20 protein-coding genes are annotated in these 21,134 nt (G+C 67.1%); 10 read left to right on the top strand and 10 right to left on the bottom strand.

The genetic code is table 11. The features are described from left to right. Positions 1 to 101 precede the first annotated feature (101 nt). Both ESB00_RS15335 and ESB00_RS15340 read right to left on the bottom strand, forming a co-directional pair. Positions 102 to 1,577: a hypothetical protein gene (locus ESB00_RS15335; protein WP_129048670.1), complete on the bottom strand. Its 1,476-nt coding sequence runs from the start codon at positions 1,575 to 1,577 to the stop codon at positions 102 to 104. Beyond that, the gene (locus ESB00_RS15340; RefSeq protein WP_129048671.1) at positions 1,574 to 1,876 is read right to left on the bottom strand and encodes a hypothetical protein; all 303 of its coding nucleotides are present in this window, start codon (positions 1,874 to 1,876) and stop codon (positions 1,574 to 1,576) included. The genes ESB00_RS15335 and ESB00_RS15340 overlap by 4 nt, the downstream gene beginning before the upstream one ends. Before the next feature lie 162 nt (positions 1,877 to 2,038). Here ESB00_RS15340 and ESB00_RS15345 point away from each other — a divergent pair, with 162 nt between their 5' ends. The 5 genes from ESB00_RS15345 to ESB00_RS15365 all read left to right on the top strand — a co-directional run bounded on the left by ESB00_RS15345 (position 2,039) and on the right by ESB00_RS15365 (position 8,109). Further along, positions 2,039 to 2,344 carry a putative quinol monooxygenase gene (locus tag ESB00_RS15345; protein ID WP_129048672.1) on the top strand — a complete coding sequence of 102 codons (306 nt, stop codon included), beginning with the start codon at positions 2,039 to 2,041 and terminating at the stop codon, positions 2,342 to 2,344. Positions 2,345 to 2,348: 4 nt separating this feature from the next. Beyond that, the gene (locus ESB00_RS15350) at positions 2,349 to 3,503 is read left to right on the top strand and encodes an iron-containing alcohol dehydrogenase (RefSeq protein ID WP_129048673.1); all 1,155 of its coding nucleotides are present in this window, start codon (positions 2,349 to 2,351) and stop codon (positions 3,501 to 3,503) included. A 46-nt stretch (positions 3,504 to 3,549) separates the two neighbouring features. Then, a complete protein-coding gene (locus ESB00_RS15355; protein ID WP_129048674.1) occupies positions 3,550 to 3,966 on the top strand; it encodes a SufE family protein in 417 nt (138 codons plus the stop codon). A gap of 82 nt (positions 3,967 to 4,048) precedes the next feature. Next, positions 4,049 to 5,509: a DUF1501 domain-containing protein gene (locus tag ESB00_RS15360; RefSeq protein WP_129048675.1), complete on the top strand. Its 1,461-nt coding sequence runs from the start codon at positions 4,049 to 4,051 to the stop codon at positions 5,507 to 5,509. Beyond that, positions 5,506 to 8,109, top strand: coding sequence for a DUF1553 domain-containing protein (locus tag ESB00_RS15365; protein WP_218938769.1), 2,604 nt, complete (start codon positions 5,506 to 5,508; stop codon positions 8,107 to 8,109). The genes ESB00_RS15360 and ESB00_RS15365 overlap by 4 nt, the downstream gene beginning before the upstream one ends. A 41-nt stretch (positions 8,110 to 8,150) precedes the next feature. Here ESB00_RS15365 and ESB00_RS15370 read toward each other — a convergent pair whose 3' ends face one another. After that, positions 8,151 to 9,047 (bottom strand): LysR family transcriptional regulator, encoded by an 897-nt coding sequence (locus ESB00_RS15370; RefSeq protein ID WP_164976243.1) that lies wholly within the window; start codon positions 9,045 to 9,047, stop codon positions 8,151 to 8,153. Positions 9,048 to 9,165: 118 nt separating this feature from the next. On the opposite strand from ESB00_RS15370, the gene ESB00_RS15375 reads away from it, so the two are divergent. After that, positions 9,166 to 9,948 carry a fatty acid desaturase CarF family protein gene (locus tag ESB00_RS15375; protein WP_164976244.1) on the top strand — a complete coding sequence of 261 codons (783 nt, stop codon included), beginning with the start codon at positions 9,166 to 9,168 and terminating at the stop codon, positions 9,946 to 9,948. Between the two features lie 113 nt (positions 9,949 to 10,061). On the opposite strand, the gene ESB00_RS15380 is transcribed toward ESB00_RS15375, so the two are convergent. Both ESB00_RS15380 and ESB00_RS15385 read right to left on the bottom strand, forming a co-directional pair. Continuing rightward, complete coding sequence (locus ESB00_RS15380) at positions 10,062 to 10,532, bottom strand: hypothetical protein (protein ID WP_129048678.1); 471 nt, start codon at positions 10,530 to 10,532, stop codon at positions 10,062 to 10,064. A gap of 86 nt (positions 10,533 to 10,618) precedes the next feature. Further along, positions 10,619 to 11,053 (bottom strand): hypothetical protein, encoded by a 435-nt coding sequence (locus ESB00_RS15385; protein ID WP_129048679.1) that lies wholly within the window; start codon positions 11,051 to 11,053, stop codon positions 10,619 to 10,621. 137 nt (positions 11,054 to 11,190) lie between these two features. Here ESB00_RS15385 and ESB00_RS15390 point away from each other — a divergent pair, with 137 nt between their 5' ends. Continuing rightward, positions 11,191 to 12,030 (top strand): TatD family hydrolase, encoded by an 840-nt coding sequence (locus ESB00_RS15390; protein WP_129048680.1) that lies wholly within the window; start codon positions 11,191 to 11,193, stop codon positions 12,028 to 12,030. Positions 12,031 to 12,182: 152 nt separating this feature from the next. Further along, the gene (locus tag ESB00_RS15395) at positions 12,183 to 13,613 is read left to right on the top strand and encodes a nitronate monooxygenase (RefSeq protein ID WP_164976245.1); all 1,431 of its coding nucleotides are present in this window, start codon (positions 12,183 to 12,185) and stop codon (positions 13,611 to 13,613) included. A 61-nt stretch (positions 13,614 to 13,674) separates the two neighbouring features. Here ESB00_RS15395 and ESB00_RS15400 read toward each other — a convergent pair whose 3' ends face one another. Continuing rightward, positions 13,675 to 14,457, bottom strand: a complete 783-nt coding sequence (locus tag ESB00_RS15400; protein WP_129048681.1) for a tRNA threonylcarbamoyladenosine dehydratase — start codon at positions 14,455 to 14,457, stop codon at positions 13,675 to 13,677. Positions 14,458 to 14,681: 224 nt separating this feature from the next. Here ESB00_RS15400 and ESB00_RS15405 point away from each other — a divergent pair, with 224 nt between their 5' ends. Continuing rightward, complete coding sequence (locus ESB00_RS15405) at positions 14,682 to 16,319, top strand: NAD-dependent malic enzyme (RefSeq protein ID WP_129048682.1); 1,638 nt, start codon at positions 14,682 to 14,684, stop codon at positions 16,317 to 16,319. Between the two features lie 53 nt (positions 16,320 to 16,372). Here ESB00_RS15405 and ESB00_RS15410 read toward each other — a convergent pair whose 3' ends face one another. From ESB00_RS15410 to ESB00_RS15425, 4 genes are all read right to left on the bottom strand, one after another. Next, positions 16,373 to 16,936: an AAA family ATPase gene (locus tag ESB00_RS15410; RefSeq protein ID WP_164976246.1), complete on the bottom strand. Its 564-nt coding sequence runs from the start codon at positions 16,934 to 16,936 to the stop codon at positions 16,373 to 16,375. 14 nt (positions 16,937 to 16,950) lie between these two features. After that, positions 16,951 to 17,559 carry a nicotinamide riboside transporter PnuC gene (gene pnuC / locus ESB00_RS15415; RefSeq protein WP_129048684.1) on the bottom strand — a complete coding sequence of 203 codons (609 nt, stop codon included), beginning with the start codon at positions 17,557 to 17,559 and terminating at the stop codon, positions 16,951 to 16,953. Beyond that, positions 17,556 to 18,365: a disulfide bond chaperone gene (locus ESB00_RS15420; RefSeq protein WP_129048685.1), complete on the bottom strand. Its 810-nt coding sequence runs from the start codon at positions 18,363 to 18,365 to the stop codon at positions 17,556 to 17,558. The genes pnuC and ESB00_RS15420 overlap by 4 nt, the downstream gene beginning before the upstream one ends. Before the next feature lie 74 nt (positions 18,366 to 18,439). Further along, positions 18,440 to 19,456: a glycosyltransferase family 2 protein gene (locus ESB00_RS15425; RefSeq protein ID WP_129048686.1), complete on the bottom strand. Its 1,017-nt coding sequence runs from the start codon at positions 19,454 to 19,456 to the stop codon at positions 18,440 to 18,442. Positions 19,457 to 19,582: 126 nt separating this feature from the next. On the opposite strand from ESB00_RS15425, the gene trhA reads away from it, so the two are divergent. Further along, a complete protein-coding gene (trhA, locus tag ESB00_RS15430; protein WP_129048687.1) occupies positions 19,583 to 21,109 on the top strand; it encodes a PAQR family membrane homeostasis protein TrhA in 1,527 nt (508 codons plus the stop codon). The last annotated feature ends 25 nt before the right edge of the window (positions 21,110 to 21,134 follow it).

Below are 21,134 nucleotides of genomic sequence, written 5' to 3' on the forward strand. Positions count from 1 at the left end.
CAACGTGTCATGCTGAGCGAAGCGAAGCATCCAGCAGAAGCTTCGCGACACCTAACCGAGATGGGCATTCCTTGGATCCTTGTATGTGCTCAGCATGACAATCAGGGGTGACGTCGCCCCCACGCCCACTGCCAGCCCCAGCGAAAGTCGCCGACCTGCGGTGTCGCGTTGATACCAGCCCCGGGTAAAGCGCTGAGTTGCCCACCCTCCGCTCGATCGCCCAAGAGCAGCTTCAAGTCGCTCGGCATATATGGAATCTGGTAATCCGCCGACTCCAGGATCGCGCGCCCATCGAATCTCAGCGCCGTCACCTTTTCCAGCGACTCGCCGGGGAACCGCACCCACAGCGACCTTGCCTTCGGCAGCGCCCGCACTTCCCCCGGTGCCACCTCTGCGGACAGCGGCCGCTCCACCAATTGCAGCCCGCTCGCCAGCACGAAGAGCAGCAGCGCACCACCCCAGCCCAGCCACACCACCCGTGTTCGCCATCCCGCCCAACAAACTCCCGCCACAGCCGCCAGCAGCGGTAGGAACAGCCATGATACGTAATGAATCAGGCTGAAACGGTAGAACGATGACGGAAAAAAGTCATTGTAGCCGAGATAGAGCAGCCCGCTTAGAAACACCGTGGCCACCGCCGCCGCTCCGGCCGCGCCTTCGCGCTTCACCCAGAAGACCACGCCGGGCACCGCGAGAAACAGCCACGGATAACGCCAGAGCAGCGCCGTGTCGGTTTCGCCAAAGAACGGCCGCCCGTCCACGAAGGTCCAGTAAAGCTTCTCCGCCAGCGGAAACGAAAAGAACCCCACCATCGTGTGCGCCGCCTGTTCATAGGGCGTGCGCCACGTCCCCCACACCGACAGATTCAACGCCCCCACCGCCCCCATCGCCGCGGCGATGATCGCCACGCCGCCGACTCCGCAGCTGATCCGCGCGCGCCATGTCTCCAACCGCAGCACCGCCCACACCAGCATCGGGGCAAAGCTTACGGCGTCGGCGGGCCGCACCAGCCACGTCGCCGCCGCCAGGCCGGTCAGCCACCACACCGTGCGCGGACCGCGAACTTCCAACATGAGCAGCACGCCGGACAGCAGCGTGAGTTGGGTCGGCAACGTGTTCCACGGCACGACCATTGTCAGGCGCAGCAAGTCGCCGTGCGTGGTGATAAACACCACCGCGACCGCCAGCGCGACCGTCGCCGGCGCCCAGCGTCGCACCAGACGCCACCACATCGCGGCCGTCGCCAACACAAGCAACAGGTCGGGCACGAAGAACACATGCGCCGGCCACAGTTTCACAAACGGCACGCCCAGTGCCGAATACCCCAGCGGGTAGTGATACGTTTCCCGCGTGACCTTGCCCGCCGCCAGATCCTGTGTCGCGAGGAGATATTTGTATTGGTCCGACCAGCTCCACCAGCCCGTGCGCGCGGTCACTGGCGCCGAACCGGGATTCAGCGGATGCGTCCAGTAAGCCCAGATGTAGAGCCCGGCCAGCAATGCCAGCAGCAGCCAGCCTGCCCCACGTCGCTTCAAGAGCGCCTCGACCGTGGCCCACCCCTGGCGGGAACGGCTCATTGCTTCACCCACGCGATCAACAGCGCGAGGGCCAGCGAGACGATGATCAGTCCGCGGGCCCAGCGCTTGCGCACCGCCTCGTCGGGCAGCCACTTCTCCTCACGCTTTGCCAGCCAGCTGAAGAAGAGGCCCGGGATCACGAGTGCGAAAATCCAATGCACGCCGAGGTTGCGCAGGAAAAACCACAGGCTCCCTGTCACCGACCACCCGAGCACGAGACAGGCGAACAGCAGCGCGAACGTCACGCTGTTTCCCTTGAAGCCGCGCCACAGCCAGTTGAGCGCAAACGGATTGACCATGCGGCAGTGGAGCGAAACCACCCCACGCTGGCAAGCCGGTGGAGCCAAAGGCCAAGCCTGCGCGGAGCGCCGGCTCCACCTACTGGCCCCAAGCAAAGACTTGGCCTCGCCTCGGCGGCGGCCCAAACTTCCGGCTTCTCCGCTTAACCCTCGAGGTGCTCCATGCTCGTCGTCCATGTCCATGTTCAGGTGAAACCCGAATCCGTCGCCGCCTTCATCGCCGCGACCACCGAGAACGCCGCCCAAAGCGTCCTTGAACCGGGCATCGCCCGCTTCGATGTCGTCCAGCAGGCGGACGACCCCACGCGCTTCGTGCTCGTCGAGGCTTACCGCTCCACCGAAGCCCCGGCCGCCCACAAGGCCACCGCCCACTACGCCACCTGGCGCGACGCCGTGGAGCCGATGATGGCAGCCCCGCGTCGCAGCGTGAAATACAGCAACGTATTTCCTGCGGATAACGGTTGGTAACGCCATGCGCTTCGAATTCGCCACCGCCGGCCGCATCGTCTTCGGCCCGGGCACACTCCGAGAAGTCGGCTCGCTTGCCCGCAGCCTCGGCCGCCACGCCTTCGTGGTCACCGGCCGCGATCCCGCCCGGGCCGAGCCCTTGCTGGAGCTTTTGACCGCCGCGTCCGTCGCGCACACCTGTTTCGCCGTTTCCGGCGAACCGACCACCGACGCCGTCACGGCCGCCACCGTCCACGCACGCGCCGCCGACTGCGATTTTGTCATCGGCTTCGGCGGCGGCAGCGCCCTCGACGCCGCCAAGGCCGTCGCCGCACTCCTTACCAACCCCGGCGACCTGCTCGACTACCTCGAAGTGGTCGGGCGCGCCCAACCGCTCGTCCGTCCCGCCGCTCCCTGCCTCGCCATTCCCACCACCGCCGGCACCGGAGCCGAGGTCACGCGCAACGCCGTGCTCGCCTCGCCCACCCACCGCTGCAAGGCCAGCCTGCGAGATCTCTCGATGCTGCCGCGCATCGCGCTCGTGGACCCGGAACTCACGCGCGACCTCCCGCCCGCCATCACCGCCGCCACGGGGCTCGACGCGCTCACCCAGCTTATCGAACCCTACGTTTCCTGCCGCGCCAATCCGATGACCGACGCCCTGTGCGTCGGCGCGCTGCCTTTCGCCGCGCGCTCGTTGCGCCGGGCCTGCGACAACGGCCGCGATGACGCCGCGCGGGCCGACCTCGCTTTTGCCAGCCTGTGCAGCGGCCAGGCCCTCGCCAACGCCGGCCTCGGCATCGTCCACGGTTTCGCCGCACCGCTCGGCGGCATGTTCCCTGCCCCGCACGGCGCCGTCTGCGCCGCCCTGCTGCCGCATGCCATGGCCGCCAACCTCGCCGCCGCCCGTACCCGCCAACCCACCGGCAACACCGTCCGCCGCTACGATGAGGTAGCCCGCCTCCTCACCGGCCGGCCGCACGCGACGGCTGACGATGGGGTGGCCTGGGTGCACGCGCTCGTGGCCGCCTTATCCATTCCCCGCCTGTCCACCTACGGCGTGACGCCCGCCGACGTCCCGTTGGTCGTGGAGAAGGCCGCCGCGGCCAGCAGCACCAAGAGCAACCCGCTGCCGCTGACGACGGCAGAGCTTACTCCCATATTGTCTGCTTCTCTCTGATTTCGCTCCACTTGCCAGATCACCGCATGCCCTCCAGCTTGTCCGCGTGTCCCTTGCCGAGAAACAGGTGCAGACCATCGAAGACCTCCTCCTGATCGAGGACGCGCAGGAACGCCTCGCTGTCGTGGTGGACCGGGCGAAGAAACGTCCGCCGTTGCCCGAGGCCGAGCGCTCCGAGGAAAACCGCGTGAAAGGCTGCATCTCCGCCGCCTGGGTGGTCGGCGAACTGCGCGACGGCCGCTGTCATTTCCGCAGCGATGCCGACTCCCCGCTCGTGCGCGGGCTGGTCGCGCTGCTCTGCGATTTCTACAGCGACGCCACCCCGGCCGACGTCGCCGCCACTGAACCCGAGCTGTTCGAGAAAACCGGCCTCGCCCGCAGTCTGTCCCCCACCCGGCTGAACGGACTTCGCTCCGTGCGTGCCCGGATCCGCGACTTCGCGCTGGCTCAGGTCGCTTCGTAAATTCCGCGCCAAAGTCGCCTTTCCCGGCTCGCCTCGAAACCGAAGGAGGGCAAGCTGCGTCTTGTTGGGACCACCTCCCGCCATGCCCCACGACGAGCACGCGCACCATTACCACGGGCACCACCCCTGCCTCGGCGTCTCGACCGACATCGAAGACTATTTCCTGACGCGCCGCCAGTTTCTGAGCCGCGTTGGCCTCGGCCTCGGCGCCCTCGGCGCCGCGACCTTTCTTGGTCCGACCGACCTGTTCGGCGCATCTTCGCCCACCGGGCTTGCCCCCGCCGGAAATCCACTCGCCCCGAAGCTGCCGCACTTTCCCGGCAAGGCCAAGGCCGTGATCCACATCTTCGCCCAGGGCGCGCCGTCCCATGTGGACACCTGGGACTACAAGCCCGCGCTCAACCGTCTCGACGGAAAATCGCTCGGCACCGACGGCGGCGTGGCCATGGGCTCGCCCTTCGCTTTCCAGCGTTACGGCCAGTCCGGCCTCGAGGTCAGTGAACTTTTCGCCAAGACCGCCGCGCACGCGGACGACCTCACGGTCGTCCGCTCGATGTTCACCGACATCCCGGCGCACGATGTCGCCACGACGTTCATGAACACCGGCTCCGTGCGCATCACCAAGCCCAGCCTCGGCTCCTGGGTGGTTTACGGTCTCGGTTCGGAAAACCAGAATCTACCCGGCTTCATCTCCCTCCGCGGCAACCGCCTCCCCGTCGGCGGGGCCAACGGCTACGGCTCGGCCTTCCTTCCCGGCATCTACCAGGGCACGAGCGTCAACACGACCGCGCGCAACGTGCAGCAGATGATCCAGAACATCCGCAACAGCTACGTCTCCAAGCCCGAGCAGCGCCGCCAGCTCGACTTCGTCCACCAACTGAACGAGCTCCACGCGCAAAACCTCCAGCGCGACGCCGCGCTCGAGTCGCGCCTGGAGACCGCCGAGATCGCCTTCCGCATGCAGGCCGAGGCGACCGATGTTTTCGACATCAACAAGGAACCCGCTGACACCCGCGCCGCCTACGGCGACACCGCGCAGGGCCGCCAGCTGCTGATCGCCCGCCGCCTCGTGGAGCGAGGCGTGCGCTTCGTGCAAGTCTGGCACGACGGCTGGGATCACCACGACGACCTCGAGGACCGCATCACCCAGAAAGCCGGCGAAATCGACCAGCCGCTCGCCGCGTTGCTCGCGGATTTGAAGCTGCGCGGCCTGCTCGATTCGACGCTCGTCATCTGGGGCGGTGAATTCGGCCGCAAGCCCACGCGCGACCGCAACGGCGGCGACTCGCCCGGCCGCGACCACAACGCCAAAGCCTTCTCCCTCGTCCTCGCCGGCGGCGGCGTGAAGCGCGGCCATGTCCACGGCGACACTGACGAGACCGGCGCCGAGGCCGTCAAAGACAAGGTGCACGTCCACGACCTGCACGCAACTGTGCTGCACTGCCTCGGCTTCGACCACACGAAGCTCACCTACCGGCACAACGGCCGCGACTTCCGCCTGACCGACGTCGCCGGCAACGTGGTAAAACCGATCCTAGCATGAGCATGAGGTCCCGCGTGCGACGGTTTCTTGTAGGGTCGGACCTTGGTCCGACCTCGCGTCCGAGGTCGCCGCAAGCGACGACCCTACACCTCCTCCTCGCTGCAGGAGCGAGCCTGCTCACAGCTTCTTCCGCCCTCGCCGCCGAACCCGCCCTCGCCAAGGCCGACCTCGACTTCTTCGAGTCCAAGGTCCGCCCCGTGCTCAGCGAACACTGCTACAAGTGCCACTCGCACACGGCCGACAAGATCAAGGCCGGCCTGCTCCTCGACTCGCGCGACGCCCTCCTCCACGGCGGCAATTCGGGTCCCGCCGTAATCCCCGGCAAGCCCGACGAAAGCCTCCTGATCCAGGCCATCCGCTACACCGACGAAGACCTGCAGATGCCGCCCGAGGACCACGGCGGAAAACTCACCGACCGCCAGATCGCCGATCTCACCGAGTGGGTCCGCCGCGGCGCACCCGACCCGCGCGTGCCGCTCTCCACCGCCGGCGGCAAGTCTTACGGCGGCGTCGGCCGCAAGCACTGGGCCTTTCAGCCCGTGCAGAAACCCGCCGTGCCCGCGGTGAAAAACACTGCGTGGGTGCAGTCGCCCGTGGACGCGTTCGTCCTCGCCCGCCTCGAAACCGCCGGACTCACACCCAATCCGCTCGCCGACAAACGCACGCTCATCCGCCGCGTGACCTTCGACCTCACCGGCCTTCCGCCGACCGAAGCCGAGATCCAGCGTTTCCTCGCCGACACCTCCCCCGAAGCCTTCGCCAAGGTCGTGGACCGCCTCCTCGATTCGCCCGCCTACGGCGAACGCATGGCGCGTCACTGGATGGACGTCGCCCGCTACTCCGACACCAAGGGCGACCCGCCCCGGCGCGATGACCCGCGTTTTCCTCACGCGTGGACCTACCGCGACTACCTCATCAAGTCCTTCAACACCGACAAACCTTACAACCGGTTCATCACCGAACAGCTCGCCGCCGACCGCGTCGTGGCCGAAGCTGCGGCGAAGGCCAAGGCCGCCAAGCAGGAAATCCCCGACGACCAGAGCATCCTCGCCGCCCTTGGCTTCCTCCGCCTTGGCAACCAGCACGACGGACGTCGCAACGATATCATCGACGACCGCATCGACGTGACGACCAAGGCCTTTCTCGGCCTGACCGTCTCCTGCGCCCGCTGCCACGACCACAAGTTCGACCCGATCCCGACCAAGGACTACTACTCGCTCTACGGTGTGTTCGCGAACACCACCGAACCGCGCCTCGCCATGATGGAGCCGGCGTTGACCGCCCGCCTCCCCGTCACCGACGACCTCACCGACTACATGGCCAAGGGCCGCGAACTCGTCCAGCGCGGCGAGGAGCTGCAGAAACAGTTCCTCGAAATGCGTCGCGCGCGTGAGCGCGACCCGCAGAAGCGCCGCGAACTGGTCCGTGCCGAGGGTGTCCTGCAGCGCGAGATCACCAACCTCGAGATGAACCACCCCGGCGCTCCGCCGCGAGCGCACGGTGTGACCGACGTGCCTAACCCGAAAGATTACCCGGTGCTGCTCCGCGGCGAGGTCGGCAACACCGGCGAGATGGTGCCGCGCCGTTTCCTCGAGATCCTGTCCGCCGACCCGAAAAACCGCCCGGCTTGGAAGAAGGGCTCCGGCCGCCTCGAACTCGCGCAAGCCATTGCCGATCCGAAGAACCCGCTCACCGCCCGCGTGCTGGTGAACCGAATCTGGCAGCAGCATTTCGGCGCCGGCTTCGTCGCCACGCCCGACGATCTCGGCAACATGGGCGGTGCGCCGAGCCACCCCGAGTTGCTCGACTGGCTCGCCACACGCCTCATCGAGAGCGGCTGGTCGCTCAAGCAGCTCCACCGCACGATGCTGCTCACGAGCACTTACCAGCAGGGCAGTCGCGCCGATCCGGCCCGCCTCGCCGCCGACCCCGACAACCGCCTGCTCTGGCACTCCAGCCTTCGCCGCCTGGACTTTGAGGAAGTCTACGACTCGTTGCTCGCCATCAGTGGCAGTCTCGACCGCACCCTCGGTGGCAAGCCGGTCACCGCCGCGAGCGACGAGTTCGGCAAACGCCGCGCGCTCTACTTCCTCATCGACCGCCGCAACCCGCCCGAGTTGCTGACGCAGTTTGATTTCCCCAATCCCGACACACCCACGGGCCGGCGTTTCGAAACCACCGTCCCGCAACAGGCCCTGTTCCTCATGAACAGCCCGCTGGTGGTCGAAACCGCCCGCAAACTCACGCATCGGCCCGACTTCATGGCGCTGGGCGATGACACCCAGCGTGTGACGTCACTTTACCTCGCGATCTTCCAGCGCGAACCATCTGCCGAGGAAACCCGTCTCGCCCTCGGTTATGTGCGCGCCAATCCCAGCGGCACGAGCCTCGATGCCCCGCCCGAGCCACCTGCGATGAAAACCGCCCGCGAGAAATTGCGCGAGCAACGCCAGGCCCAGCGCCAAGCCCTCGCCGGCAAACTCGGCGCCCCCGACAACCGCCCGGTCGGGTCCACCATCGAACACGGCGGCCCCGTGGATGCCTGGACCAAACTCGCCCACGCCCTCTTCCAGACCAACGAGGCGATGTTCGTGAACTAGGTGGGGTCGGTCCTCGCCTGGCTGCTAGACCCTGAACAGCCCTACTCCGCGCACACCCAGTCCGGCCATGTCGCCTTGGCGTAGGCGCGAACGTCTTCAACCACGGCCTGCACGGTCTCTGAGGCTTGCCCGCGCCAGATCGCACCCATGGTGAGCGGCGAAAACCCTGGCAGCGGCACGATGCGCACGTCCTTGGGTCGCGCGTTGCGGTCCACGAGCACGTTCAGGCCGATGCCGTCACCGTTGGCCACGTAGCGCGTGACCAGGTCGAGCGAGGTCGCCTCCACCACGTGCGGCCAGGTCGCGCCCTGGGCCTTCAGTTCCTGAAAGAAGCGTTGCACCACGTTGGACCGAGGCTCGAGGCAGATGAGCGGCTCGGCGATCCGTTTCTGGGCGAAAAGCTCGGCCGCGCTCCTGAGCTTCGACGACTTCGGGACCTGCAACACCAGCGGGAAAGAGGCGATGCGCGTCATCTTTAATCCGGTCGGCACGCGCTCATACACCGGCAGGAACGCCACATCGGCCTGCCCTTCGCGCAGCCACTCCTCGACCTGCGACTGGTAGCCCATCGTGCGCAGGCTGAAGCGCAGCTTGGGGAAGCGCGTCTTCATCTGCTTCAGGATCACCGGCAGGTGGTCGCGCAGCACGAGCTCCGCGCCGCAGATGCGCAGTTCCGGGTGCGCCACGGATTTCACCTCGCTGGCCACGCTCGCGAGTCCCTCGAAAAACGGCTGCACATGCGCGTAAAGCCGCTCGCCGGCCGGCGTCAGGCGGAAGGGACTGCGCTCAAACAGCCGCACGCCCAGCTCCTTCTCCAAATTGCCCACCTGTCCGCTCACCGCCGGCTGCTGGATGCCGTAAGGAATCTTGCGCACCGCCGCGCTGATCCCGCCATGCTTGGCCACGTAGTAGAACAGTTCGAGATGGTGGACGTTCATGCGCGTGCCCGAGGAAGCCCATCCCCGGACGGGCGGCAATGCCGTTTTGCCCAGCCCGTGGCCAAGGCCGAGCGACCGGCCACCTGAGGCCCCATTAATAAATCCAATGCCCGGCATCATGCTTATCAACTCACGGCCTTTCGCGGGTTCGGTTATTCTCGCGGCGCTCCGGGCCACCCCCGGCGCACAACCCAAACAGAAAGCCATGAACCTCCTGTTCTCCCTGCTCCTGATCGCCGTCCAGATCGTGCTCATCGTCGGCCTCGCCGACTTCGTCGCCGGCCTCGTCCACTGGGCCGAAGACGCCTATTTCACCGAGGACACGCCGGTGATTGGCAAGCATGTGATCGTGCCCAACATCGTGCACCATCACCTGCCGCGTTACTTCACCCGTCTGTCGTGGTGGCAGAGTTCGCGCCTCCTCGTCCTCGGCGGCCTGGTGTTGATCGCCGGCGCCTGGCCGCTGGGCCTGCTGTCGTGGCAGCTGCTGCTCTTCGTCGCCGTCAGCGTGAACGCCAACGAAATCCACAAGATGGCCCACCGCACGCGGGCCGAAAACGGCCGGTTCATCTCCAAGCTCCAGGACTGGCGCATCCTCCAGACGGCGCGTCACCACGGCCTGCATCACGCCGACCCCAAGAACACCTACTACTGCCCGGTTACCAACTTCGTGAACCCCCTGCTGGAGCGCATCGAGTTCTGGCCGCGCCTGGAGGAGTTTATCGAGCGCAGCACCGGAGTGGCCCATCGCCATGACACCGCGGTGCGCGGCCAGGGCCCCGGCCCGGACTGGCTGGAATCTTTCCGCCCGAAACCTGCCGCGACCGCCCCCCGCCCCTGCGGGCGCAACTGCCCGGGCTGCCCGCGTTGTGCTATGCAAGGACAGCGGTTGGCGGCATAGACCAACCCGTGGGCGGTAAGCTTGCTCACGCCACGCATGAGCAACGAGCGCAGGGCGGCTTGAGTCTCCTCAAGTCGCCCCGGCCTCAGACAACCCGCAATCACGCTGGATTGTTACGGCCCCAAAAGTCTCGGCCCCTGATCGGGATCGTCGCCGAGCAAATCTTCTTCATCCGAGTCGGCCATCCGTTGCGTCACGGGTTCGCCCGACTCGAGAAAGCGCCGGCCGTGCGCATAGTCCCAGAGCCAGCACGAGCCGTCATGGCTGTCGTTGACCAGCATGAACTCGGGTTCGCCGCCCTCGCTGGCGCTCGCTATATTGAAACGGTTGCCGGTGATCTTCTCGACCGTGAGGCGCAGGCGGCGCAGCAGTTCGGCGTCGTCCACCAGCACGGTCCACAAGCCGGCCACGACCACGGCGCGCTGGCCGGTGAAATAGTAACCAAAGAAACGCGGCACCTTGAAGCGCCCGTGGATCCCGAGCTTCCGGGCGTGGTCCTCGACCGCTTCGATGAACTTCACGCGCCAGGCCATGTCGCGGGGCAGGCGCAGTTCGGGGATGTCGATGATCATGTTGTCCGTCATGGACGTGGTTCCTTCCTTGGGTTGGTTTCACCCAATAACGGCTCCCTCCGGCCCGGACTTGAGGCTTATCCGCCAGGGAAAACGGTTCAGGAAGCCGGCAAGGCCGGTGGCCCTTCGGGCTCGTCTCCCGTAACCGGCTCGTGGGCTTCCACAAACAACCGGCCATGGGGGAAATCCCAGAGCCAACAGGCCCCGTTCTGGGCATCATTGACGAGCAGGAAATCCGGGGCCGCATCAGGCGCCTCGCCGGGCACGGTGATGCGGCATTCCGTCGCCGCCTCCACGCTGCGCCGCACCTTGTTGAGCAGCGGTGTTTCGTCGAGCGTCACCGTCCACTTGCCTCCCACCACGATGGGGCTGTCGCCGCTGAAATAATACCCGCAGAACCGCGGTGGCCGGTAACGGGCCTCCAGCCCGAGCTTGCGCGCGTGGTCGAGCACCGCATCCACAAATTTCACGCGCCAAGGCAGGTCGCGCGGTAGGCGCATCCAAGGTAGTTCGATCAGCCGGGGTTCCATCATCTTGCTTCCGGGTGGTTCGATTTAGGTCTGCAAAAAGAATGCCAACCATCCGGTTTCGTCAACTCCCGGCCATCGCCGTTTCTCGGTGAGTCAAATTCTTCCGTGTCTTCCCGGCTTCCCTGGTTAACCGTCGTGGTGTGCCGCCGCTCTACGACGCCCACCAGCATTTCCATTTTGACCCGTTGACCCCGCATCGCGCGACCATCCTGGCCGACCTCCGGGCGATGGGTCTGCGCCGGGCGGTCGTCAACGCCACCAACGAGGAGGAGTGGCCGGTGGTCGCCGCGCTTGCCCGCGAACACTCCTGGGTTGTCCCGAGCCACGGCATTCACCCTTGGGACTGCGGGAACCGTTCACCCGCCTGGCTCTCAAAATTGCGCACCGCCTTGCAGGCCGATCCGGCGGCCGGGGTCGGCGAGATCGGGCTCGATCGCTGGATTGTGGACGGCGTGCGCCCCGACGACCCGCGCATCGCCGGCCTGCGGGTGGCGCCGATGGACGAACAGGCCGAGGTCTTTGCCGCCCAGCTGGCTCTCGCCGCCGAACTCAACCGCCCCGCCTCGATCCACTGCGTCCAGGCCTTCGGCGCGTTGCTTGATGTGCTCAAGGCCACTCCGCTCCCCGCGCGCGGTTTCCTGCTGCACGGCTACGGCGGACCGGCCGAGATGGTTAAGCCCTTCGCCGACCTCGGCGCCTGTTTTTCCTTCAACATCGAGCTGCTGCAGCCGCGCCACCACGCCAGACTCGACAATTTCCGGAATCTCCCGGCCGACCGGCTGCTGGTCGAGACCGACGCGCCGACCAAGCCACCTCCCGCGGAACTGAACCGCTTCCCGCTGCCGCCCGGACCCGAGGGCGAAATCAACCACCCGGCCAACCTCGTGGTCGCCTACGAACAGCTCGCCATCCTGCGCGGACAACCGCTCACCCTGCTCGCCACCCAAGTGGAACAGAACTTCCGCCGGCTCTTCCTCTGATCGGCGGCCCCTGCGCGTGCGCGCGCCCGAAGCACCCTCGCCAGCGGCCCGGCTCCCCTCGCAACTGCGCGGATTTTGCCAATTGCTGCTCCGCCCGCACTCGCGCCTTCCGTGCGCCACTGCGAGCGGCTTGGATCTGGGTCATTCCCGCAATGACCACGAACAATCCCACCATCATTCAGGGCGGCATGGGCGTCGGCGTATCCGGTTGGCGTCTGGCGCGTGCCGTGGCGCAGGCCGGACAGCTCGGCGTTGTCTCCGGCACCGCCCTGCCCCTCGTCCTCGCCCGTCAGCTCCAGCTCGGTGATCCCGACGGCGACCTGGCCCGCGCCGCCGTCCGCTTTCCGCGTCCCGATGTTGTTGAGCGCGTGTGGTCCGCTTATTTTGTGCCCGGCGGGAAACCCACCGACGCCCCGTTCAAGGCCGTGCCGATGCCCAGCCTGCACCCGAGCCAGGCTTTCCTCGATCTCGCGGTGCTTGCCGCCTTCGTCGAGGTGGCGCTCGCCAAGGAAGGTCACGCCGGTCCGGTCGGCATCAACCTGCTGGAGAAAATCCAGACGCCGACCCTGCCCACGCTATTCGGCGCCATGCTGGCCGGGGTGGACTATGTGCTGATGGGCGCCGGCATTCCGCGCGCAATCCCGGGCGTGCTAGACGGCCTCGCCCGCGGCGAATCCGTCGAACTCAAGCTGGACATCACCGGCGCGCTCGAAACCGACGACTGCCAGAGCCGTTTCGATCCGCGCCCCTACCTCGGTTCCGCACCCCCGGCCCGCCCGCGTTTCCTGCCGATCATTTCCTCCGCCACGCTCGCCCTCACTCTCGCCCGCAAGTCCAACGGCCGCGTGGACGGCTTCGTCGTCGAAGGCCCGCTGGCCGGCGGGCACAACGCCCCGCCCCGCGGCGCGCTCACGCTCACCGAGAGCGGCGAGCCCATCTATGGCCCGCGCGACGTGCCCGAGCTACCGAAGATCCGCGACCTCGGGCTGCCCTTCTGGCTCGCCGGCTCCTGCGCGGACCCCGGCAAACTCGCCGAGGCCCGCGCGGCTGGCGCAGCCGGCGTGCAGGTGGGCACGGCCTTCGCCTTTTGCGAGGAGTCCGGCCTGCTGCCCGATCTCAAACGCAAGGTCTGCGCCCTCAGCCGCTCCCTCGGCGCGCTCAAGGTCCGCACCGATCCCCGCGCCTCGCCGACCGGTTTCCCGTTCAAGGTTCTGCAGCTGCTCGGCACACTCTCTGACGAAGTGCGCGTCGCGGCCCGCGAGCGCATCTGCGATCTCGGCTACCTGCGCGAACTCTACCGCAAGCCCGACGGCTCCGTCGGCTACCGCTGCGCGGGCGAGCCGGTCGAGGACTACGTCCGCAAAGGTGGAACCGTGGAGGACACCCAAGGCCGTCTGTGCCTCTGCAACGGACTCATGGCCAACATCGGCCTCGGCCAGCTGCGCTTCGGCAAAGCCGAGGACCCGCTGATCACCGCCGGCGACGATGTCGCCAACCTCGCGCGCTTCCTGCCCGCCGGTATCGACTCCTACCGCGCCGCCGACGTGATCCGCTGGCTGCTGGGTTCGCCGGTGGTGGTCTAAGCAGGGCCGGTCTATGACCGGCCGTCCTATTCAGCAAATCGTGTCCAGTCAGAGACTGGACCTACCCTGCCGCCACGCGCTTCACCACCTCGCCGGACGCGGCGAGACCGAAGGCGGCCGTGACAAACACCGCCGTGCCGAAACCGCTCGCGCAGTCGAGCTGGAGGTTGGAGCCCGGCTCGGGCTCGGTCGCACATGTGCCGTTGGCCCACGGGTAAACCGGTTTCTCCTGCGAGGACACGCAGGGGATGCCGTAGTCGTTGCCCTCGCCCTTCGCGAAGCCGTGGTCGCGCCGCAGCTTCCGGCGCACGAGCTTCAGCAGGTCGTCACCGTGCGCGCCGCCCAGGTCGCCCGTGCGGATGCGCGTGGCGTCGCGCTTGCCGCCGGCTCCGCCAACGGTGACGACCGGCTGCCCGCGCTTCACGCACTCCGCCAGCACGAGCGCCTTGTTGGACACCTTGTCGATGCAGTCCACGACCCAGTCACAACGCGTCGCCAGCAGCCGCGCCGCCGACTCCGCCGTGAAAAACTCCGTGACCGTCGTCACCCGGCACGCCGGGTTGATCAACCGCACGCGCTCGGCTAAGGCCACGACCTTCGGGCGGCCGATGTTGCCGTCGAGCGCGGGCAGCTGGCGATTGACGTTGGTCACGCACACATCGTCGAGGTCGATCAGGGTGAGCGCCCCGATGCCCGAGCGCGCCAGCCCCTCCACGGTCCACGAGCCCACGCCGCCGACACCGATCACGGCGACATGCGCCGCCTGCAGACGCGGCAACGCCGCCATGCCGTAAAGCCGGCCCAGTCCGCCGAATCGCTGCAGGTAGTCCTCAGGTAAATCCATTTTCTTTAGCAGCGGTCTATGCCCGCCGGCCCCCCTGTCCGTCAATCCCGCCGAGCGATCGTTCGCGGCCGCCCGAAGACGGGGGCCGCCCGTGCATTACGCGCGCATTGCTGCGCGTTTCTTGTCCGCGGACATCATCCGCGTTGGCTTGCCGGCCCCGGACCGTAGGTTCGGACGCACCCAGCCGGCTCCACGCGCCCTGCTCCCCCACCCCCCTCCGTCCGATGAAAAACTACCGTCATGGCAAACGCGGCGCGGACCTGCTCCACGATCCGCTCCTCAACAAGGGCACCGCCTTCACCGACAACGAGCGCAGCGTCCTCGGCCTGCGTGGCCTCCTTCCGCCGCGCATTCACACCCAGGCCGAACAGGTCACGCGCGTCCTCGAGAGCTTCCGGCGCAAGACCACGGACCTCGAAAAATACATCTACCTCATCTCCCTGCAGGAGCGGAACGAAACCCTCTTCTACCGCGTGGTCATGGACCACCTCGACGAGATGATGCCGATCATCTACACGCCGACCGTCGGCCAGGCCTGCCAGCGCTGGGGCTACATCTTCCGCCGCTCCCGTGGCCTTTACATCACCGCCGCGGACCGCGGCCGGATCGTGCAGCTGTTGCGCAACTGGCCCTACCCGGACGTGCGCATGATTGTCGTCACCGACGGCGAGCGCATCCTCGGCCTCGGCGACCTCGGGGCCAACGGCATGGGCATCCCTGTCGGCAAGCTCTCGCTCTACACCGCCTGCGCGGGCGTCCATCCGGCCCAGTGCCTGCCCGTTATGATCGACGTCGGCACCAACAACGAACCGCTGCGCAATGACCCGCTCTACCTCGGCACGCCCGCGCCGCGTCTCCGTGGACCGAAATACGACGAATTGCTCGAGGAGTTTGTGCAGGCCGTGCATCAGATGTTCCCGCAGGCCTGCCTGCAGTTCGAGGATTTCGGCAACGCCAACGCCTTTGCGCTGCTCCACCGGTACGAAGACCGGGTCTGCTGCTTCAACGACGATATCCAGGGCACGGCCAGCGTGACTCTCGCGGGCCTCTGCTCTGCCGCCCGCCTTTCCGGCGTGAAACTGCGGGACATGCGCATCCTGTTCTACGGTGCCGGTGAGGCCGGCATCGGTATCGGCGACCTGGTCGTGGACGCCCTCAAGGCCGAGGGCATCGGCGAACCCGCCGCCCGCCGCCAGTGCTGGTTCGTGGACTCCAAGGGTCTGGTGGTGCAGTCCCGCACCGATTTGGTCTCACACAAGCTGCGCTTCGCCCACGAACATCCGCCCGTGCAGGATCTCGGCGCCGCGATCGAGGCGATCAAGCCGCACGCCTTGATCGGCGTCTCGGGCATGGCCGCAGCCTTCACCGAGGACGTCGTGCGCGCCATGGGGCGAATCAACCCGCGACCCGTCGTCTTTGCGCTCTCCAACCCGACCTCGAAGGCCGAGTGCACCGCCGAGCAGGCCTACACGTGGACCGGCGGACGCGCCATCTTCGCCAGCGGCAGCCCCTTCGCCCCGGTTACGCTCGACGGGCAGGTGCATGTGCCCGGTCAGGGCAACAACGCCTACATTTTCCCCGGGGTGGGCCTCGGCATCCTGGCCAGTCAGTCCACCCGCGTGACCAACGAGATGTTCCTCGTCGCGGCGCAGACCCTGGCCGGCCTCGTCACACCCAAGGACCTGGCCCAAGGCCGGGTTTACCCGGAGCTGGCACGCATCCGCGAAGTCTCCGCGGCCATCGCCATCGCCGTGGCCGGCAACGCCTTCGACCGCGGTCTCACCCGGCAGATCCGGCCCGACGATCTCGCCGGGCTGATCCGGGAATGCATGTATCAGCCCGACTACGAGAACTACGTCTGAAGCGAACGGATTAGCCTGAAACCGTAGGGCACGGCCAAAACCTGGGGCGACGGTCACAGACCGCCGCTACCTTCGTGGTTCGGGCCGACGGCTAACCGCGCCCGCACCGCCGCGATGGCCGCGCGTTCGCGCCCGGCCCAGTCGCCGCGAATGAGCACGTAGGGCAAACCGCGCCGGTCGAGCGCGCCGCGCCAGATGCGCATCGCCTTTCCCCGGTCGGCCGGATCGGGAAAGCACCGCTGCGGATCCGGCGAGAACGGCACGTCTATGTCGAGCAGCAGGTAGAGCGCGTAGTTTTTGCACCGTTTCTCCGCCTCGCGTCGCAGTTCGTCGGGCGTCGTGCCGTAGAGAAGATCGCTCCAAAGCATGGTTGTGAGCGCGTCGGTGTCGCAGATGACGAGCCGCTCCGCCTTCGCCACGGCCTCGTCCTCGCGCCGCCACTGTTCCTTCGCGACCGGCAGCATGTCCTCGAGCGTCAGCGCGCCCTGTGCGTCCCAACGCTCGCGCGCATACTCGGCGACCAGTGGCGCGCGGAAATGCGTCGCGAGCCTCGTGGCCAGCTCGGTCTTGCCGGTGGACTCCGGGCCGTAGACGGCGATGCGTTTGGGCTCAGACATGGTGGATTGCATTCTCAGCCTTGAGTAGGGCCAGTCTTTGACTGGCCGGGCCGGTCGGAGACCGGCCCCACCGTCCGCGCCCACTCGCGCCAGCCCCAGACGGCCATCAGCCAGAAAATGACGTAGAGCCCGGCGGTCAGGTACAGGTCCTTCACCCAATAGACCCCGATCGCCACCGTGTTGACCACGAGCCAGCCGGGCCAGCATTCGAGTTTTTTCCGCGCCTGCAGCCACTGCGCAATCAGGCTGAACACGAGGATGAACGCATCCCAATGCGGCAGCGCGGCGTCGGTCGTGCGCTGCATGAAGGTGCCCCAACCGTCCGTCGCCACCGCGCCGAGGGCCAGCCAGCGGGTGAGCGCCGCTCCCTTGAGCCGGGTCACGGGCAGCTCGCTGTGCGCGGCCGTGTGCTGGTTGTTCAGCCAATGCCACCAGCCATAGGCTTGGATAACAAAGAATAACACCTGCAGGATGGCATCGGAGTAAAGTTTTGCCCCGTAAAACACCCACGCATAGACCGTCACCTGCACCAGGCCGACCGGCCAGCCCCAGATGTTCTGCCGGATCATGAGCCAGACGCCGAGCACGCCCAGCACCGTGCCGAGGATTTCCCCGCCGCTCATGACGCCCGGGCGGAGCCGTCGAGCCAGGCCTCCATCGCCTCGCGGGTGATGGTGTGGGTCGCGGCGCAACGCGGACACTGCACATGGATCAGCTCGCTGTCGCCGAAAAGCCCGGGCAGGTCCGCGCGCGCCGCCGGCGCGAGCGCGTTGAGGATGCGGCTCTGCTTGCAACCGCAGTGCCAGCGGTAGAGGCGGCGCTCGATGCGCGCCAGCGTCTGGGTCCGCGCCAGCGTCCGCACCTCCTCGGTGTCCACGCTGCGCAACCAGGCCTCGTCACAGTCCGGATGCGACACGAGGAAGGCATAACGGTCGTCACCCAGCTCGAAAAATCGCGCCAATCGCTGCTCGCTGCCGGTGTAGAAGGCCTCGGCGGCACGGAAAATGTCGGCCTCCTCGAAGTTCACCACGCTGCGGCGTTTTTCCGCGCTGCGGGACGGCATCATTTCGCCGTAGAAAACGTTGTGCGGTGCCTCGCGGACGTTCTCGGTGAAGAGCCGGGCCGCCACGATGCAGTCCTCGTTGTCCCCGGCGAGAAACAGGTTCAGCCGCGGTTCCTGCAGCCCGAGGGTCCAGGCGAAGTGCTCATTGCGCGGGCGCGAGGCGCCGTGGAGCGTGAAGGCCACCAGCGCCTGCTTGAGGAGCGCGTCGTGCTCCGGCGCGTGCCGCAGCTTGTGGTCGGCGAGGTGCAGGTAGTAGTCCACCAACAGCGGCCCAAGGTCGGCCTGCACGAGCAGGACGTTGCGGTAACGGATGAAATCCACCGTGACTTCGGTGCCATTCGGCTCGTGGTTCTGGGCGTCGGACATTCCTCCGCAATGTAATGATGTTCCGCCGATGTCCAGCGCGCCTGTTTCTCACCTCTGGGTGTGAAACAGGCGGGCTAAGCGCCCATCAGGAAGTCCCGGCCCTCGTGCCAACCGCGCCGGGCCAGCCGGCTGCGGGTGTCCTCCCGCGCCCCGCGCTTGGCCACATAGCCGAGCAAGAACACCGCGCCGGGCTCCGGCAGTTCCTCCGGGGAAACCACCGGCACGCCAGCGACCGCCTTGCCGGTCTTCCGGGCGTCAATGTCGACGTAGCCGACAATTTTCAGCCCGTGCGCCTCCAGATGCGCCGCGCGCTTGCGGGTGGGCCGGCCGGCGCCCCAGATCCAGACTTCCCGCCGGCCCAGGCGAACCACGTGCTGCGCCAGGTACGCCGCTTTCACCCGGAAGAACGCCTCGGGGTCGTAACGCGGATCGGACCGCGACAACCGCCCGGGCGTATCGTGCCAGATGAGCAGCTCGCGCGGCACCTTGGCCATCCGCACCCCGGCCTCCAGCCAGCGCAGCCAGAGTTCGTAGTCCTCGGGAAAATCTCCGTCGCGGTACCCGCCATGCCGCTCCAGCAATTCGCGCCGGAACAGCACGCTCGGGTGCGCCAACGGCGACTCGATGAAACGGTTCAACGCGATCTGCTCCGGCGTCACCAGCGAGTTCAACCAGTCCACATACAGCGCATAACCGGCGTTCGCCTGCCGGTCGCCCCCGAAGCCCACGAGACACGAGGCCACGCCGATTTCCGGGTTCCGCTCGAACAACTCCACCTGCGCGGCCAGACGCTCCGGGTGGCACTCGTCATCGGCATCCATCCGGGCGATGAACCGCCCCTGCGCGGCCGCACAACCCGCGTGGAGCGCCGTCACCAAGCCGCGGGCGGGCTGCGCCACCAGCTTTATCCGCGCGTCGGCCCGGGCCGCCGCGCGCAGCCACTCGCTTGTCCCGTCGGTCGATCCGTCGTCCACCGCGATCAGTTCCCAGTCGCCCCAGGACTGCACCCGGACGCTCGTCACGGCCCGGGCGAGCGCGGGTAGCCCGTTGCGCACGGGCAGGAGCACGGAAACCGAAGGGGCGGCGGACACACCGGCATACTCACCGGACCGGGTTCCCAGCGTCCAGCCCGGCCGCAATTTCGTTCAATTTGGGTCTGAAATTTTTCCGAATCCGCGTTTGCCAACCGGGCTCCGACCGGGACACTCGGCGCCGTTATGTCGCACTCAGCCCATTCCCACCATGTCGAGGAGGAGTTCTCGCTTCCTCTCTTCATCGTTACCGTCGTGTTGTCGTTTGCCGGTCTCATCGGACTCTTCTGGCTCGCTGCGCCCCAGCAGGTCTGGCTCGTGCAGGTAGGCGCCACCGCCGGCAAGTTCGTTGCCGCCTTCCTGGTGGTCCACCTGTTCGCCTGCTTCGTGGAGTTCTTCTTCCACCGCTACGTCCTGCACAAGCCGGTTATCCCCTTCCTCAGCCGCTTCTACCGCCAGCACACGCTGCACCACAACCTCACCCGCATCGGCCGCAAGCGCACGCCCGGCGGCCGCGAGATCCCCTTCGTCGAAAATATCTACCCGATCATCGAGGAGGAGCAGAAGGAGGCCTCGTTCTTCCCGTGGTATACCCTGGCCGTCTTCGGCCTGCTGACCACGCCCCTGCTGGCGCTGCTGCAATGGGTGGCCCCGTCCTTCCCGTGGTTTTTCGCCGGCTACGGCGCGATGGCCTTCTCGATGGCCCTCTACGAAATCTTCCACGCCATCGAGCACTGGCCGTTTGAGAAATGGGCCGTGCTGATCGAGAAGCCCCGCATGGGCTGGTTCTGGCGCAAGGTTTACAGCTTCCACCTCCGCCACCACGCCGTGATCGACTGCAACGAGGCCATCTCCGGTTTCTTCACGCTGCCGATCGCCGACTTCGTGTTCAGCACGTGGATCTTCCCCAAGTCGCTCTACACCGACGGCGGCGAGTGGGAGGCCTCCGAGTTCACCAGCCCCAAGCCCTGCCGCTTCATCCAATGGTGCGACCAGGCCAGCGACGAAATCGTGCGCAACCGCCGCCTCGCCGCCCAGGGCGCGCCGGTGAAACCCCTGCTTGCCCCCGCCCCCGGCCCGCAGCGCACGCGGCTGGAGCGCACCATCCACGCCCTCACCCACGGCATCGGCCTCGCGGTCAGCACCGCCAGCCTCATCCTCCTCGTGGCCTTTGCCGCCATGAAGGGCAACGCGTGGCACCTCGCCAGCTTCACCGTCTTCGGCGTTTCCCTGGTGCTGCTCTACGTGTCCTTCGCGCTTTATCACCGTCGCGAGGAAACCGAATGGAAGCTCACCCTGCGCAAATACGCCCACGCCGCGATCTTCCTCGTCATCGCCGGCACCGCCACGCCCTTCCTGCTCGTCTCCATGCGCGGCCCCTGGGGCTGGTCGCTCTTCGGCGTCATCTGGGGCCTCTGCACCGCCGGCGTCGCCCTGCAGTTCCTCTTCAGCGGACGCTACCGTGTCGCCACCGCCATGGCCTACATTCTGATCGGCCTGCTGGCCGTGGTCGCCGTCAAGCCGGTGGTCGCCACCTTGGGCGCCGGGGAACTCGGGTTGGTCCTGGCCGGCGTCGCCTGCTACACCGCCGGTCTGGCCTTCACCTTCTGGCGCCTGCCCCGCTTCGAGATCGTGCCGCGCCAGCTGCTCTTCCAGGCCGGCAGCGTCTGCCACCTGCTCGCCGTGCTGCTGTTCGTGCTGCCGCACGCCTGAGCCCGGTTTCAGTTGAACTTCACCG

The sequence above is a fragment of the Oleiharenicola lentus genome (genome assembly GCF_004118375.1).
Taxonomy (GTDB): Bacteria; Verrucomicrobiota; Verrucomicrobiia; order Opitutales; family Opitutaceae; genus Lacunisphaera; species Lacunisphaera lenta.

Excerpts from the sequence above, each read along its gene's own strand:
- pnuC (WP_129048684.1), bottom strand. The coding sequence starts at position 17,559 with ATGAGCGGCGGGGAAATCCTCGGCACGGTGCTGGGCGTGCTCGGCGTC.
- ESB00_RS15360 (WP_129048675.1), top strand. The coding sequence starts at position 4,049 with ATGCCCCACGACGAGCACGCGCACCATTACCACGGGCACCACCCCTGC.
- ESB00_RS15395 (WP_164976245.1), top strand. The coding sequence starts at position 12,183 with ATGACCACGAACAATCCCACCATCATTCAGGGCGGCATGGGCGTCGGC.
- ESB00_RS15340 (WP_129048671.1), bottom strand. The coding sequence starts at position 1,876 with ATGGTCAATCCGTTTGCGCTCAACTGGCTGTGGCGCGGCTTCAAGGGA.
- ESB00_RS15345 (WP_129048672.1), top strand. The coding sequence starts at position 2,039 with ATGCTCGTCGTCCATGTCCATGTTCAGGTGAAACCCGAATCCGTCGCC.
- ESB00_RS15405 (WP_129048682.1), top strand. The coding sequence starts at position 14,682 with ATGAAAAACTACCGTCATGGCAAACGCGGCGCGGACCTGCTCCACGAT.
- ESB00_RS15410 (WP_164976246.1), bottom strand. The coding sequence starts at position 16,936 with ATGTCTGAGCCCAAACGCATCGCCGTCTACGGCCCGGAGTCCACCGGC.
- ESB00_RS15335 (WP_129048670.1), bottom strand. The coding sequence starts at position 1,577 with ATGAGCCGTTCCCGCCAGGGGTGGGCCACGGTCGAGGCGCTCTTGAAG.
- ESB00_RS15400 (WP_129048681.1), bottom strand. The coding sequence starts at position 14,457 with ATGGATTTACCTGAGGACTACCTGCAGCGATTCGGCGGACTGGGCCGG.
- ESB00_RS15380 (WP_129048678.1), bottom strand. The coding sequence starts at position 10,532 with ATGACGGACAACATGATCATCGACATCCCCGAACTGCGCCTGCCCCGC.
- trhA (WP_129048687.1), top strand. The coding sequence starts at position 19,583 with ATGTCGCACTCAGCCCATTCCCACCATGTCGAGGAGGAGTTCTCGCTT.
- ESB00_RS15370 (WP_164976243.1), bottom strand. The coding sequence starts at position 9,047 with ATGAACGTCCACCATCTCGAACTGTTCTACTACGTGGCCAAGCATGGC.
- ESB00_RS15420 (WP_129048685.1), bottom strand. The coding sequence starts at position 18,365 with ATGTCCGACGCCCAGAACCACGAGCCGAATGGCACCGAAGTCACGGTG.
- ESB00_RS15375 (WP_164976244.1), top strand. The coding sequence starts at position 9,166 with ATGCTTATCAACTCACGGCCTTTCGCGGGTTCGGTTATTCTCGCGGCG.
- ESB00_RS15365 (WP_218938769.1), top strand. The coding sequence starts at position 5,506 with ATGAGCATGAGGTCCCGCGTGCGACGGTTTCTTGTAGGGTCGGACCTT.
- ESB00_RS15385 (WP_129048679.1), bottom strand. The coding sequence starts at position 11,053 with ATGATGGAACCCCGGCTGATCGAACTACCTTGGATGCGCCTACCGCGC.
- ESB00_RS15350 (WP_129048673.1), top strand. The coding sequence starts at position 2,349 with ATGCGCTTCGAATTCGCCACCGCCGGCCGCATCGTCTTCGGCCCGGGC.